The organism is Pseudomonas soli (assembly GCF_021283165.2).
In the GTDB taxonomy this organism is placed as follows: Bacteria; Pseudomonadota; Gammaproteobacteria; order Pseudomonadales; family Pseudomonadaceae; genus Aquipseudomonas; species Aquipseudomonas soli.
This window is the reverse complement of record NZ_CP128543.1, coordinates 3814095-3827758: the sequence shown is the minus strand read 5'-3', so window position 1 is coordinate 3827758 and position 13664 is coordinate 3814095. Positions and strand designations below refer to the sequence as shown.

Here is a 13664-nt window from a genome sequence, read left to right as displayed (position 1 = left end):
TCCATGTTCGAACGCCTGATCCAATTCGCCATCGAGCAGCGCCTGGTGGTAATGCTCGCCGTGGTGCTGATGGCCGCCGTGGGCATCCACAGCTACCAGAAGCTGCCCATCGACGCCGTGCCCGACATCACCAACGTGCAGGTGCAGATTAACACCGCGGCGCCCGGCTATTCCCCCCTGGAGACCGAGCAGCGCATCACCTTCGCCATCGAGACCGCCATGGCCGGGTTGCCGGGCCTGAAGCAGACCCGCTCGCTGTCGCGCTCGGGCTTGTCGCAGGTAACGGTGATCTTCGATGACGGCACCGATATCTTCTTCGCCCGGCAACTGGTCAACGAGCGCCTGCAGGTGGCCCGCGAACAGTTGCCCGAAGGCATCGAGGCGGCCATGGGGCCGATCTCCACCGGCCTTGGCGAGATCTTCCTGTGGACGGTCGAGGCCACGCAAGGCGCGCTGAAGGACGACGGCACACCCTATACCGCCACCGACCTGCGGGTGATCCAGGACTGGATCATCAAGCCGCAGCTGCGCAATGTGCCTGGCGTGGCCGAGGTCAACAGCATCGGCGGCCACGCCAAGCAGTACCTGATCGCCCCGGAGCCCAAGCGCCTGGCAGCCTACAAACTGACCCTCAACGACCTGATCGCCGCCCTGGAGCGCAACAACGCCAACGTCGGCGCGGGCTATATCGAACGCAACGGCGAGCAATTGCTGATCCGCGCTCCGGGCCAGGTGGCTTCGGCCGAGGACATCGCCAGCATCGTCATCTCCAGCGTCGACGGCACGCCGATCCGCGTCAGCCACGTGGCCCAGGTCGGCCTGGGCCAGGAGCTGCGTTCCGGCGCCGCCACCGAGAACGGCCGGGAAGTGGTGCTGGGCACGGTGTTCATGCTGATCGGCGAGAACAGCCGCACGGTGTCCCAGGCGGTGGCGGCCAAGCTCGAGGAGATCAACCGCAGCCTGCCCAAGGGCGTGGTGGCGATCACCGTGTACGACCGCACCAACCTGGTGGAAAAGGCCATCGTCACGGTGAAGAAGAACCTCATCGAAGGGGCGATCCTGGTCATCGCGGTGCTGTTCCTGTTCCTGGGCAACATCCGCGCCGCGCTGATCACCGCCATGGTCATCCCGTTGTCGATGCTGTTCACCTTTACCGGCATGTTCAGCAACAAGGTCAGCGCCAACCTGATGAGCCTGGGTGCGCTGGACTTCGGCATCATCGTCGACGGCGCGGTGGTGATCGTCGAGAACGCCATTCGCCGCCTGGCCCATGCCCAGCAGCACCATGGCCGCATGCTCACCCGTTCCGAGCGCTTCCACGAAGTGTTTGCCGCTGCCCGCGAGGCGCGCCGGCCGCTGATCTACGGGCAATTGATCATCATGGTGGTGTACCTGCCGATCTTTGCCCTGACCGGGGTCGAGGGCAAGATGTTCCACCCCATGGCCTTCACTGTGGTGATGGCTTTGCTGGGGGCGATGATCCTCTCGGTGACCTTCGTCCCCGCGGCCCTCGCGCTGTTCGTCACCGGCAAGGTGAAGGAAGAAGAGGGCGTGGTCATGCGCACCGCCCGCCGTCGTTATGCCCCGGTGCTGGAGTGGGTGCTGGGCCGGCGCAACCTGGCCTTTGCCGGCGCCGCCACTCTGGTGCTGCTGTCCGGTGTGCTGGCCAGCCGCATGGGCAGCGAGTTCATCCCCAGCCTCAGCGAGGGTGACTTCGCCCTGCAGGCCCTGCGTGTGCCGGGCACCAGCCTGTCGCAGTCGGTGGACATGCAGCAGCGCCTGGAGAAGACCATCATCGAGCGGGTGCCGGAAGTCGAGCGAGTGTTCGCCCGCACCGGCACCGCCGAGATCGCCTCCGACCCGATGCCGCCGAACATTTCCGATGCCTACGTGATGCTCAAGCCGCGTGAGCAGTGGCCGGACCAGGGCAAGTCGCGTGACGCGCTGATCGCCGAGGTGCAGCAGGCGGCGGCCAGCGTGCCGGGCAGCAACTACGAGCTGTCGCAGCCGATCCAGCTGCGCTTCAACGAACTGATTTCCGGGGTGCGCAGCGATGTGGCGGTGAAGGTGTTCGGTGATGACATGGAGGTGCTCAACCGCACCGCCGCGCAGATCGCCACCAGCTTGCAGCAAGTGACGGGGGCGTCCGAGGTGAAGGTCGAGCAGACCACCGGCTTGCCGGTGCTGACCATCGATATCGACCGCGACAAGGCCGCCCGCCACGGCTTGAACGTGGGCGATGTGCAGGATGCCATTGCCATCGCGGTGGGGGGCCGTACCGCCGGTACCCTGTACGAAGGCGACCGTCGCTTCGACATGGTGGTGCGTCTGTCCGAGGCGCTGCGCACCGATGTCGACGGGCTGTCGAGCCTGCTGATCCCGGTGCCGGCCAGTGCCGCCGCGGGCGCTGCGCAGATCGGCTTCATCCCGTTGTCCCAGGTGGCCACGCTGAACCTGCAGCTGGGGCCCAACCAGGTCAGCCGCGAAGACGGCAAACGCGTGGTGGTGGTCAGTGCCAACGTGCGCGGGCGTGACCTGGGCTCGTTCGTCGAGGAGGCGTCGCAGACCTTGATCGATAAGGTGCAGATCCCACCGGGTTACTGGACCCGTTGGGGTGGCCAGTTCGAGCAGCTGCAATCGGCGGCCGAGCGCCTGCGCGTGGTAGTGCCGGTGTCGTTGCTGCTGGTCATGGCCTTGTTGCTGATGATGTTCAACAACCTCAAGGACGGTCTGCTGGTGTTCACCGGGATTCCCTTCGCCCTCACCGGTGGCGTGCTGGCGCTGTGGCTGCGCGACATTCCGCTGTCGATCTCGGCGGGCGTGGGCTTTATCGCGCTTTCCGGGGTGGCGGTGCTCAACGGCCTGGTGATGATCGCCTTCATCCGCAACCTGCGTGAGGAAGGGCGCGGCCTGCGTGCCGCAGTCGAGGAGGGCGCCTTGACCCGCTTGCGGCCAGTGCTGATGACCGCGCTGGTGGCATCGCTCGGGTTCATCCCGATGGCCCTGGCCACCGGTACCGGTGCCGAGGTGCAGCGGCCGCTGGCGACGGTGGTGATTGGCGGGATCCTGTCGTCGACGGCGCTGACCTTGCTGGTGCTGCCGGCGTTGTACCAGTGGGCGCACCGGCGTGATGAGGCTGAGACTGCGTGAACCTCTATCGCGGGGCAAGCCCGCTCCCACGCAAGTATTCACTGTGTGTGGGCTTGCCCCGCGATGCTTCAACGCCGACGCCACAGCCAGTGGTCCAGGCTCAACCTTCCAGAGCCTTTCAACAGCAGTGGCAACAACGCCACCAGGTAGATCAGCGGCAGCTTGAAGTTGCCAAAGCCCTGGTCGGTGATCGCATACCCCCGCCCCAGTTCCGCCAGGCTTGACCACTGGTTCGGCCAGTGCACCGCCGCGATCGCCACCATCGTCACCACTATCAACACCGCCGAGGCCAGGCGGGTGCCGAGTCCGAGCAACAGGAGCAGAGGGCAGAGCAGCTCGGCCCACATCGACAGTTGCCAGTTCAGGCCCGCCGGCAGCAGGTCGAACGGGAACGGAAAACTGCCTTGCAGGTCGGCGAACCAGTTGGCGCCATTGAACTTCTCCAGGCCCGATTCGAAGAACTCCCAGGCCAGGAACAGGCGCAGCGGCAGGTCGGCGCTCCAGCTGCCGGCCCGGTCGAGGGCCATGAACGGGCGAGTCAGGGTGTTTGTCAGCATGGTGATCTCCTTGGGTCAGTGCGACAGGGCAGGGGCTGCCCGACGTAAGCGTTGGGCCTGCTTGGCGATGAGCTTGAGGGTGATGGCGGCGAACATCAGGGCGAACGCCAGCGGGTACCAACCGCCCATGGGGATGCGCTTGTAGAACGACAGGCAGAACACCGCCGCCAGCACCCAGGTGCCGGTGCTGTGCAGGGCTTTCCACAGGCGTGGGCCGAGCAGGCGCATCGGTGCCTTGAACGAGGTCAGGGCCAGCAACAGAATGAACAGGTAACCCACCGCGCCCGGGATGTTCGCGACGGCGCTGCGCCCGGCCCAGAACAACTCCGGGTAGCGTTGCGCATACAGGTAGATCAGCACGCCATGGACTGTATGCGAGAAGGCGAAAGCCAGGCCCAGGTAGCGCCGTTCACGGAGCAATTGGCGGCTGGCCTGGCTGGGTAGCAGGGTGACCAGCGTCGAGGCCAGGAAGGTCAGCATGAACAGTGCGAAAGAGCTGCGTGCCGTGGCGCGAATGGCGCTGCGCAGGCCATCGGCCCCCAGCGGATGGGCGACAAGCACCACAGCGGTCATCAGCAGGGCCAGGGCCGCGAGGGCGTGGAACAGCTTCCAGCCAGAGGGCAGTGGTAACGCTTTCATGGGCAGGGTTTCCGGCGTGCTCGGCGACGGCGGGTTGCCGTCGCGCTGTGCTGGCCGGAAGTCTGTGCTGGCGGGGTATCGACAGTGTGTCGAGGAGGGCGGTGTTATGTATCGCTGTGTAGTGGCGTTCAGCGGGTACTGGTCAGACGCTGCTGCGCTGCGGCGCAACCATTGATCTCCACCGCCTTCTGCAGGAAGGTCTGACGCTGGCGTGGATCGAGTTCACCCAGCAGCCGGTAGATCTCGGCCTGATAGTCACGCTGGCGGCCCCACTGCAGCTGCAGGCCCTGTGGCCGGCTGCGATTGCAGGCCAGGCGGGTGGCCGGCTGCGGATAGTAGGCGGCATACAGGGTGGCCATGCTCGGGACTGCCTCCAGGGCCTCGCGGTAGGCCGGGCTGGCATTGTAGGCCGTGCACCAGTGGGCGATGGCCAGCGCCGGTGGAGCAAAACCTTGCTTGAGGCTGGCCTCGAGCAAGGGGCAGGCGGCCTCGGCGATCTGGTTGGCCGGCAAATAAGTGGTGTAGTACAGCGCCAGGCGATACTGCGCCACCGGGTGGCCGAGGGCGACGGATTTTTTCAGCAGCGCCACGGCCGTGGGCAGCGTGTGCGCCATGGCCTGGCCCTGGCGACTGAGCTCGGGGTCGCCAATGGCGGTGCGCAACGGGCTGGCGCTATCGACCTGGTTGTCGGCCTGTTCCAGCAGGGGCAATGCCTGGCGGTAGAGCAGGTCGGCATGGGGGTCGATGTTCACTTCCAGGGCCTGGGCGCCGACGGCGGCCAGCAGCAACGGCATCGCCACGGCCAGGCTGGTGCGATGGCTGCGACCCTGATGGCGGGCCGAAAACGAAGGGGCGGCTGGGATGGTCATGGCAGTTACGCGGTTGCCTCGGGCAAATCAGGAGCGACGACAGCGTATTCTATCCATCCGCGCCCCTTCCCCGAAAGCCCGGCGTACGGCCATCAGACCAGCTTGATCGGAGCGACCTTGCGTAGAGCCTGCCTTTCCTGGGCCAGCCCCAGTTTGGCAGTGATCACCTTGGCCAGTGCGTTGTTGCCAAGATCGTTGAAGTGCAGGCGGTCGACGAACAGATGTTCGCTGAAGACCGGCGAGCTGCTGAGCATGCTGTTCATATCATAGCAGGGCACCGGTTCGGCCTGGTTCTTGATACGGCGGAAGAAGGCCATGTGCAGCTGGCTGTCGAAAGTGTCGCCGAGCAGACGATCGAAATTCGATGGCTGTCGGTCGAGCTTGCCGAGCATGGCCTGTTCGGCGCTGGGCACGACCTCGCGGCACCAGGGTAGCAGTGGCTGGAGGATGAAGGTGAGGGTGGTGTGGCCGTCGGCCAGCAGGCGATCCCATTGACGCAGGGTCCGGCTGACGCAATCGGCGGCGCGGATCAGACGCTTGTCGGGGCTGGACAGCGGCTCGATGTCCGGCCAGCGCGGTTGTCGCGCAGGCGCCAGGACCTGGCCCAGGCGCTGCCAGAGCGATTCGCGGCGTGCCTCGCCGGTGGCTTGCACCCCTTCGTTGAAGCGATTGAGAAAGTCCTGGTAGGCCTGTGCCCGATGCGGATCCTGTGCACCGGCCAGAACCTCGGCCAGTGCCTCCTGGGCCAGCGAGTTGAGGCCACTGAGCACCACCACATGGCCGATCTGGCCAAAGCGGTGCTGGTGGGTCAGGAACATCAGCAGCTCCTGCGTGGCATTGAGCCCGCAACCGGCAAGGCTCAGCCAGATCTCCCCGGTCAGCATCGACAGGTACGAGGCCACGGTGTGCTCGTCGGAGCTGGCGCCGATGCCCATGGCGGTGGAGCCGCCGACGAGCAGGTTGACCCGCGCCGTGCCGCCGCGCTCGGCCACCGAGAAACGCTTGCCGGCGCAGTGGCTGTAGCGCATGCCCAACGCGTCGGTATTGATAGTGCCGGAGCGGTAGCCGCGCTCATGCACGTACAGCGTGTGCGGGGCCCGGCGACTGCCCAGTTGCAGGAAGCGCTGGTAATCCTCTGCCAGGGGGTCGGGGGTGCCCATGCTGCCGGGGGTATCGCTGTCGATCGGTGTCATGGGCGTTCCTTCTTGTGAGGGCGGGCTCAGGCAGCCAGCTCCTTGAGGTTGTAGGCCAGGCCGACGGCGGCGATCAGCAGCAGGGCGACGCCCGAGGCCAGGCTGATGAGGCGGTTGCTGCGCGGCGAGGCGATCTTGCCGATGGCGAAGATGTACAGGCTGAGGACGGCGAAATCGATGGCGATCCACAGCAGCGACAGCACCACCATGCTCTTGCCGAACGACTCGGTGATCTGGATGAACTGCGGGAAGAAGGCGATGAAGAAGATGATGTCCTTGGGGTTGGAGATGCCGACCATGAAGCCCTGCAGCAGGCCGCCACGGCCTGGTTGTGCTCCGCTTGTGGCCTGGGTGGCACTCTGGGCCGGGGCCTGCAGCGCTTCGCGAAGGGTGCCCAGGGCGATGTAGCCGATGAACAGGCAGCCCAGCAGGCTCATGCCACTGAGCCAGGCCTTGTCGATGGCAGCACTGGTCAGGATGATCCAGGCGGCCGCACCGATCAGCACCAGTGATGCCCAGTTGGTGCCGACTGCCGTGAATAGGGCCTTGCGCGAGCCCGAGGCGGCGGCGGTGTTGACGATCAGCGCCACCACCGGGCCGGGCGTGGCGATCAGCAGCAGGACGGTTAGGGCATAAGTGGCGGTCAGTGCGGTATTCACGTTCAGTTCTCGGTAAGGCATTCAGCCATTGCGTGGGTGTGGAACGGGCAGCGCGGCGGGCTCGGCGCACCGGGCTCCTGCAGTTGGTACTGCTTCCATTCGAAGTTGTCGTCCTGGCCGAAGAAGCCAAGGGTCTCGGGCATGACGCCGTCGTTGTAGTGACGCACCCGCTCGCGAATCCGCGCCCGGATGCGCTGGCCGCTCTCGGTGCCGGCGCTGGCCACCTCGTCGAAGCTCTCCCGCGGGTTGATGACAAAGGCAATGTGCGGGCCCAGGTTGCGGCTTTTCATCAGGCGATGGGCGGGGAAGCTCATGTTGATGAACAGCGGCATGCCGGCGAAGCAGAATGACCAGCGTGCGTCGTGCGGGTCCTGCGGGATCTCCTCGGGCCATGGCAGCGTGTCGCGGGCGTGGACCTCGCGCAGCACATCCCAGGCCAGTGTCTGCTGCGCCTCAAGCGAGGAGTCGGCGGCCGTTTCGAGAAACACCAGCAACGGGTTGCCGATACGCTGCTTGAGCGGGATCGGCGTGATGGTGGCGATGTAGTCGGCCAGGCCCCCTGCGATATCCTCGGCCAGACGTGCGGCGCGGGCGAAGACGATATGGCAGGTGCGCGCATTGACTGCCTTTCGCCCGAACAGGCAGGGGAAGTCAGGGTTGGCCAAGGTTTCCTTGAAGTGTTCTATGGTCTTGTGTGTCCAGTGGTGTCGGTTCTGGACATGTTCGTCGGCGAGCTCTAGCGCATCCAGGCGATAGCAGATTCCATAACCCGTAAACATGATTTCCCCAGGTAGATCCGAATGTGGCGTTAATAGAACTTTTTCGTCATATCCGTGCAGGTTAGTTATATATAATTGTTATTTACCGGCATTTTCGGAGATGCCCCCTGCGTTGTAAAACGCCTGGATCTATGACCTACTATTAGCTTCACTCATGCTCGGAAGGCGCCATGTCGGAACGGATTCAAGCCTTGCACGCCCTGCGGGCCTTCGAAGTGGCCTCGCGCTATGGCTCTTTCACCCGTGCAGCCCATGAACTCGCCCTTACCCAGGGCGCAGTCAGCCATCACATCAAGACGCTCGAAGCGCTGTTTGGCTGCGATCTTTTCGAGCGTCGCGGGCCCAAGTTGCGCCTGACCGAGCACGGCCGCCTGTTGGCCCAGGAGCTCAAGGTTGGCTTCAAGATCATCGAGAATGCCTGTGCGCTGTTACGCCAGGACCGCTACGGCGTCCGGCTCAAGGCACCGTCCACGCTCACCGTGCGCTGGCTGCTCAGGGCCCTGGACGGCTTCAAGAAGGTTGACAACAGCTGTTCGGTGCAATTGTCGAGCGTGTGGATGGACATCGACGCGGTGGACTTCTATTCCGAGCCTTATGACTGCGCGATCCTGTTGGGTAACGGGCGCTTTGCCGCGGATGTGGAGAGCCTCAAGCTGTTCGATGAATGGCTGGTTCCGGTGTGCCACCCGAGTTACCTTGAGCAGGCGCGGCCGGAGCTCTCGGTGCTTTCCAGCTGCGAATTCCTCCACCCCTCGCCGGACCGCCGCGACTGGCGGCGCTGGCTGGCGCGCATGGATGCACTTGATATCAGCATCGACCAGGGCCAGGTGTTCGACACCCTCGACCAGGGTATTTCGGCTGCCCAGCAGGGGCTGGGCATCTCGGTGGTCGATCTGGTGCTGGCCAGCGCCGATCTTGCCGCCGGCAATCTGGTCACACCATTCCCTCACGCCGTGGCCACCGGCGATGGCTATTACATGACTTGGCTCAAGGCCAGCCCCAAGGCGCATCAGATGCAAAAGCTGCGCGACTACCTGGTGGCCCAGGTGCCGCCACTGTCGCACAAGGACATCAGCTACTTGTACGGCTGAAGTCGTGGGCCGGGAGCACTCGCTCGAGCATGAAGTCGATGAACACCCGCAACTTGGGCGGCATCTGTCGCCCTGAGGGCCACAGCAGGTAGAAGCTGCCGCGCCGCTCCATGAAGTGGTCGAGCACGCTGACCAGGCTGCCGGCCGCCAGCTCCCGGCGCACGCTGAAGTCCGGCAGGCAGGTGATGCCACGGTGGTTGAGGGCGAAGCAGATGCGCGTCTCGACATGGTTGCAGACCATCGAGATGGGAATGGCGTAGTCCTGCTCGGGGTGTTCTCGGCGCAGCGGCCAGGTTTCCAGCTTGCCGCTGTTGGGGAAACGATAGTGCAGGCAGCTGTGCCCGCCGAGCTCGCGGGGGTGCTGCGGCGTGCCGCGTTCGCGCAGGTACTCGGGGGACGCCACCAGGCGATGCTGGAAGTGCCCGAGGAACTTGGCGTTCAGCCTTGAATCCAGCGGCTGGCCGCCGCGCATCACCACGTCGAAACCCTCGCCGACGATATCCACCATGCGGTCGCTGAAGTCCAGATCCAGTTCGATCTCCGGGTAGCGCGCCATGAACTCGGCCAGCGCCGGCATCACCAGCCCGGTCACCTGCGGCAGGCTAACCCGCAGGCGCCCGCGCGGCGTGCCGCTGGCCTGGGACAGTGCCTGCTCGGTGGCTTCGATCTCGGCCAGGATGCGCCGGCTGCGCTCGAGGAACAGCGTACCCTCGGCGGTCAGGGTGATGCTGCGCGTGCTGCGGTGGAATAGGCGCACTCCCAGTTTTTCTTCCAGCCGGGCCACGCGTTTGCTCACGGCTGACGCGCTGATCCCCAGCGATTGGCCAGCGGCGACGAAGCTGCGGGCTTCGGCGACCCGGATGAAGACCATGAAGCCACTGAGGCTGTCCATGCTGTGCTCCGATTGCGGACATTGATGTCCTGACTGAGCGGAATTGTACCCGGCTTTTTCCGTAATACCCCAGCGGCGCAAGATGCCTGCCTGTTCGACAAACCGGAGACCATCATGCATTCACCTTCCTCGGCGGCCTGCGCCGGCGCATCCCCCGCCAGTGCCACGCGCCTGCCCATGAGCGCCTTGCTGGCGCTGGCCCTGACCGGCTTCATCGCCATCCTCAGCGAGACGCTGCCGGCCGGCCTGCTCGACCAGATCGCCAACGGCATGCAGATCAGCCAGGCCATGGCCGGGCAATGGGTCACCGCCTACGCCTTGGGTTCGTTGCTCACGGCCATCCCTCTGGTGACCCTGACCCAAGGCTGGTGGCGCCGTCGGGCACTGCTGCTGGCCATTGGCGGCTTCATCCTGTTCAACGGGCTGACCGCAGTGTCCTCGGACAACACGCTCACCTTGCTCCTGCGATTTTGCACCGGTGCCGCCGCCGGCCTGGCCTGGGGCCTGATCGCCGGTCATGCGCGGCGCATGGTGGCACCGGCCCAGCAGGGCAAGGCCATGGCAGTGGCGATGCTGGGGCAGCCCATCGCCTTGTCGCTGGGCTTGCCCATCGGAACCTGGCTGGGGGCATTGATGGGATGGCGGGCGACCTTCGTGATGGTGACCCTGGCCGCATTGCTGCTGGCCGCCTGGGTGCTGCGGGCAGTACCGGATTTTCCCGGCCAGGCTGAGGGCAAGCGCCCCGCGGCCCTGGCGGTGTTGCGTACCCCGGGTGTGGCACGGGTGCTGCTGGTGATCCTGGCGTGGATACTTGGTCATAACATTCTCTACACCTACATCGTGCCGCTGATTGCCGCGGCGGGCATGGCCGAGGCGGTGGGCCAGGTACTGATGACCTTCGGCCTGGCCTCGCTGGCCGGCATCGCCCTGGTCGGCCTGGGAGTCGATCGGCATCTGCGCGGGCTGGTGTTGCTGTGCCTGGCCGGCTTCGCCCTGGCGACCCTGGCGCTGGGGCAGGTGCAAGGCGCACCCTGGTCGGTGCATGTCAGCGTGGCGCTGTGGGGGCTGACCTACGGCGGCGCGCCGACGCTGCTGCAAACGGCCTGCGCCGATGCGGCGGGCGAGGGCGGCGATGTGGCGCAGTCGATGCTGGTGACCGTGTGGAACAGCGCCATCGCCCTGGGTGGCATCATCGGCGGGCTGTTGCTGGTGGGCGCCGGGGTCGGGGCGTTTGGCGCGGTGGTGCTGGCGCTGGTGGGGTTGGCATGGTTGCTGGTGCTGGGCGGACGCCGAGCCGGGTTCGCCGCCGGCGCCCGCTAGCCCGATGTTCATATCGGCGAATCAGTATTTCTGACGACAGGACAGTTACAATCAGCAGGTGCGAACAAAGCAGCGATTCGAGGTCCCCCCGCAGTGCAATTGCAACAAGGCTTCGTCCTGACCCGCCACTGGCATGACACGCCCGAAGGCACCTGCGTGGAGTTCTGGCTGGCCACCGACCAGGGGCCCCGGCGCGTGCGCCTGGCCCCGCAGCCCTCGGTGGCTTTCCTGCCCGCCGCCCAGGCTGAACACGCCCGCTTGCTGCTGGCCGATGAACAGGGCGTCGAACTCAAGCCACTGCAACTGCGCGACTTCGACCTGCGCCCGGTGATGGGCTTGTACTGCCGCCAGCACCGCCAGCTGATCACCCTGGAAAAACGCTTGCGCGGCGCGGGCATCGAGGTCTTCGAGGCCGATATCCGCCCGCCGGAGCGCTACCTGATGGAGCGCTTCATCACCGCGCCGGTGCGTTTCGATGGCCGCGCCGACGACCAGGGCACCTTGCTCGATGCCCAGCTCAGGCCCGACCCCGGCTATCGCCCAACCTTGCGCCTGGTGTCGCTGGATATCGAGACCAGCGAGCGTGGCGAGCTGTACAGCATCGCCCTGGAAGGCTGCGGCCAGCGCCAGGTCTATATGCTTGGGCCGGCCAACGGCGAGGCTGGCGAGGTGGATTTCGACCTGCATTACTGCAGCGATCGCGCCGAACTGATCACCTGCCTCAACCAGTGGCTTGCCCGCCACGACCCCGATGCGATCATCGGCTGGAACCTGGTGCAGTTCGACCTGCGTCTGCTGCACGAGCACGCACAGCGCCTAAAGGTGCCGCTGTGCATGGGCCGCGACGGTGCGCCGCTGCACCTGCGCGAGCATGGCAGCCGCAGCCATTTCTTCGCCGAGGCGCCTGGACGGTTGTTGATCGACGGTATCGAGGCCTTGCGCTCGGCGACCTGGAGCTTTCCCTCGTTCAGCCTCGAAAGCGTCGCGCAACAGTTATTGGGCGAGGGCAAGGCCATCGACACACCCTACCAGCGCATGGACGAGATCAACCGCCGCTTCGCCGAGGACAAGCCGGCCCTGGCCCGCTACAACCTCAAGGATTGCGAACTGGTTACGCGGATCTTCGCCCATACCCGGCTGCTCGAGTTCCTGCTCGAACGTTCATCGGTCACCGGCCTTGCCGTGGACCGCAGCGGCGGTTCGGTGGCCGCGTTCTGCCACCTGTACATCCCGCACATGCACCGCCTGGGTTATGTCGCGCCCAACCTGGGGAGTGTCGAGGGCGAGGCCAGCCCAGGCGGCTTCGTCATGGATTCGCGGCCCGGCCTGTACGATTCGGTGCTGGTGCTCGACTACAAGAGCCTGTATCCCTCGATCATCCGCACCTTCCTGATCGACCCGGTGGGTCTGGTCGAGGGCCTGCGCCAGCCGGACGACACACATTCGGTGGAGGGTTTTCGCGGCGGGCGTTTCTCGCGCAGCCAGCATTGCCTGCCGGCGATTGTCGAACGGGTGTGGCAGGGCCGCGAGGCGGCCAAGCGTGACGGCAACGCGCCGCTGTCGCAGGCGCTGAAGATCATCATGAACGCCTTCTATGGCGTGCTTGGCTCCAGCGGCTGCCGCTTCTTCGACCCGCGCCTGGCGTCGTCGATCACCATGCGCGGGCACCAGATCATGCGCCAGACCCGGGCACTGATCGAAGCGCGGGGCTTTGATGTGATCTACGGCGATACCGACTCCACCTTCGTCTGGCTCAAAGGCGCCCACGACGAAGAGGGCGCGGCGCGCATCGGCCGCGAGCTGGTGGCCGAGGTCAACCAGTGGTGGCGCCGCCACCTGGCCGAGACCCTGGGTCTGGACTGCGCCCTGGAGCTGCAATACGAAACCCACTACCGGCGTTTTCTCATGCCGACTATCCGTGGCGCCGACGAAGGCAGCAAGAAACGCTATGCCGGCCTGGTGCGGCGTGTCGACGGCAGCGAGGAGATGGTCTACAAGGGCCTGGAATCTGTACGTACCGACTGGTCGCCCCTGGCCCGACAGTTCCAGCAGGAGCTCTATGGCCGGGTGTTTCGCGGCCAGCCCTATCGCGACTATGTGCGTGGCTATATCGAGCGCACCCTGGCTGGCGAACAGGATGAATTGTTGATCTACCGCAAGCGCCTGCGCCGGCCGTTGGCCGACTACCAGCGCAATGTGCCGCCGCACGTGCGCGCGGCGCGGCTCGCGGACGAGTACAACGCCCGTCTCGGGCGACCGTTGCAGTACCAACGCGGCGGCTGGATCAGCTATGTCATCACCACGGCCGGCCCGGAGCCCTTGGAAAACTGCCAGGCACCTTTGGACTACGACCACTACCTGACCCGCCAGTTGCAACCCGTGGCGGATGCCATCCTGCCCTTTGTCGGTGATGACTTCGCTGCGCTGATCGATCGTCAGCTGGCGCTGTTCTGAGTGCGGTGGTAGCGGGCTAGTGCCGGGGCAAGGCAGCTATCCCTAGGCTGGGCCCCCCAGC

At 65.6% G+C, this 13664-nt stretch carries 11 protein-coding genes; 4 read left to right on the top strand and 7 right to left on the bottom strand.

All coding sequences use genetic code 11. The features are described 5' to 3' along the window. Window positions 1-3: 3 nt before the first annotated feature. Window positions 4-3150: an efflux RND transporter permease subunit gene (locus tag LU688_RS17680; RefSeq protein WP_160290593.1), complete on the top strand. Its 3147-nt coding sequence runs from the start codon at window positions 4-6 to the stop codon at window positions 3148-3150. Window positions 3151-3218: 68 nt separating this feature from the next. Here the strand turns inward: LU688_RS17680 and LU688_RS17675 are convergent, their stop codons facing one another. From LU688_RS17675 to LU688_RS17650, 6 genes are all read right to left on the bottom strand, one after another. Further along, window positions 3219-3707, bottom strand: coding sequence for an HvfX family Cu-binding RiPP maturation protein (locus tag LU688_RS17675; protein ID WP_094011355.1), 489 nt, complete (start codon window positions 3705-3707; stop codon window positions 3219-3221). Between the two features lie 15 nt (window positions 3708-3722). Next, the gene (locus LU688_RS17670; protein ID WP_160290594.1) at window positions 3723-4346 is read right to left on the bottom strand and encodes a ferric reductase-like transmembrane domain-containing protein; all 624 of its coding nucleotides are present in this window, start codon (window positions 4344-4346) and stop codon (window positions 3723-3725) included. A 128-nt stretch (window positions 4347-4474) separates the two neighbouring features. Then, window positions 4475-5140, bottom strand: coding sequence for a hypothetical protein (locus tag LU688_RS17665; protein ID WP_038707575.1), 666 nt, complete (start codon window positions 5138-5140; stop codon window positions 4475-4477). A 167-nt stretch (window positions 5141-5307) separates the two neighbouring features. Continuing rightward, on the bottom strand, window positions 5308-6408 hold the full coding sequence (locus LU688_RS17660; protein ID WP_232888054.1) for a hypothetical protein: 1101 nt from the start codon (window positions 6406-6408) through the stop codon (window positions 5308-5310). A gap of 26 nt (window positions 6409-6434) precedes the next feature. After that, window positions 6435-7067: a LysE family translocator gene (locus tag LU688_RS17655; protein WP_031315284.1), complete on the bottom strand. Its 633-nt coding sequence runs from the start codon at window positions 7065-7067 to the stop codon at window positions 6435-6437. A gap of 2 nt (window positions 7068-7069) precedes the next feature. Beyond that, window positions 7070-7846 (bottom strand): YqcI/YcgG family protein, encoded by a 777-nt coding sequence (locus tag LU688_RS17650; protein ID WP_094011357.1) that lies wholly within the window; start codon window positions 7844-7846, stop codon window positions 7070-7072. A 170-nt stretch (window positions 7847-8016) separates the two neighbouring features. Between LU688_RS17650 and LU688_RS17645 the strand changes: the two genes are divergently transcribed. After that, window positions 8017-8937: a LysR substrate-binding domain-containing protein gene (locus tag LU688_RS17645; RefSeq protein WP_023630977.1), complete on the top strand. Its 921-nt coding sequence runs from the start codon at window positions 8017-8019 to the stop codon at window positions 8935-8937. Here LU688_RS17645 and LU688_RS17640 read toward each other — a convergent pair. After that, window positions 8918-9829, bottom strand: coding sequence for a LysR family transcriptional regulator (locus tag LU688_RS17640; protein ID WP_160290595.1), 912 nt, complete (start codon window positions 9827-9829; stop codon window positions 8918-8920). The two genes, LU688_RS17645 and LU688_RS17640, sit on opposite strands and share 20 nt — an antisense overlap. A 114-nt stretch (window positions 9830-9943) precedes the next feature. On the opposite strand from LU688_RS17640, the gene LU688_RS17635 reads away from it, so the two are divergent. Continuing rightward, a complete protein-coding gene (locus tag LU688_RS17635) occupies window positions 9944-11149 on the top strand; it encodes an MFS transporter (RefSeq protein WP_232888055.1) in 1206 nt (401 codons plus the stop codon). Between the two features lie 93 nt (window positions 11150-11242). Then, window positions 11243-13603 (top strand): DNA polymerase II, encoded by a 2361-nt coding sequence (locus LU688_RS17630; protein ID WP_160290597.1) that lies wholly within the window; start codon window positions 11243-11245, stop codon window positions 13601-13603. The last annotated feature ends 61 nt before the right edge of the window (window positions 13604-13664 follow it).

Coding starts and splice junctions, on each gene's coding strand:
- LU688_RS17650 (WP_094011357.1), bottom strand. CDS start 7,846: ATGTTTACGGGTTATGGAATCTGCTATCGCCTGGATGCGCTAGAGCTC.
- LU688_RS17660 (WP_232888054.1), bottom strand. CDS start 6,408: ATGACACCGATCGACAGCGATACCCCCGGCAGCATGGGCACCCCCGAC.
- LU688_RS17665 (WP_038707575.1), bottom strand. CDS start 5,140: ATGCCGTTGCTGCTGGCCGCCGTCGGCGCCCAGGCCCTGGAAGTGAAC.
- LU688_RS17675 (WP_094011355.1), bottom strand. CDS start 3,707: ATGCTGACAAACACCCTGACTCGCCCGTTCATGGCCCTCGACCGGGCC.
- LU688_RS17635 (WP_232888055.1), top strand. CDS start 9,944: ATGCATTCACCTTCCTCGGCGGCCTGCGCCGGCGCATCCCCCGCCAGT.
- LU688_RS17670 (WP_160290594.1), bottom strand. CDS start 4,346: ATGAAAGCGTTACCACTGCCCTCTGGCTGGAAGCTGTTCCACGCCCTC.
- LU688_RS17680 (WP_160290593.1), top strand. CDS start 4: ATGTTCGAACGCCTGATCCAATTCGCCATCGAGCAGCGCCTGGTGGTA.
- LU688_RS17645 (WP_023630977.1), top strand. CDS start 8,017: ATGTCGGAACGGATTCAAGCCTTGCACGCCCTGCGGGCCTTCGAAGTG.
- LU688_RS17640 (WP_160290595.1), bottom strand. CDS start 9,829: ATGGACAGCCTCAGTGGCTTCATGGTCTTCATCCGGGTCGCCGAAGCC.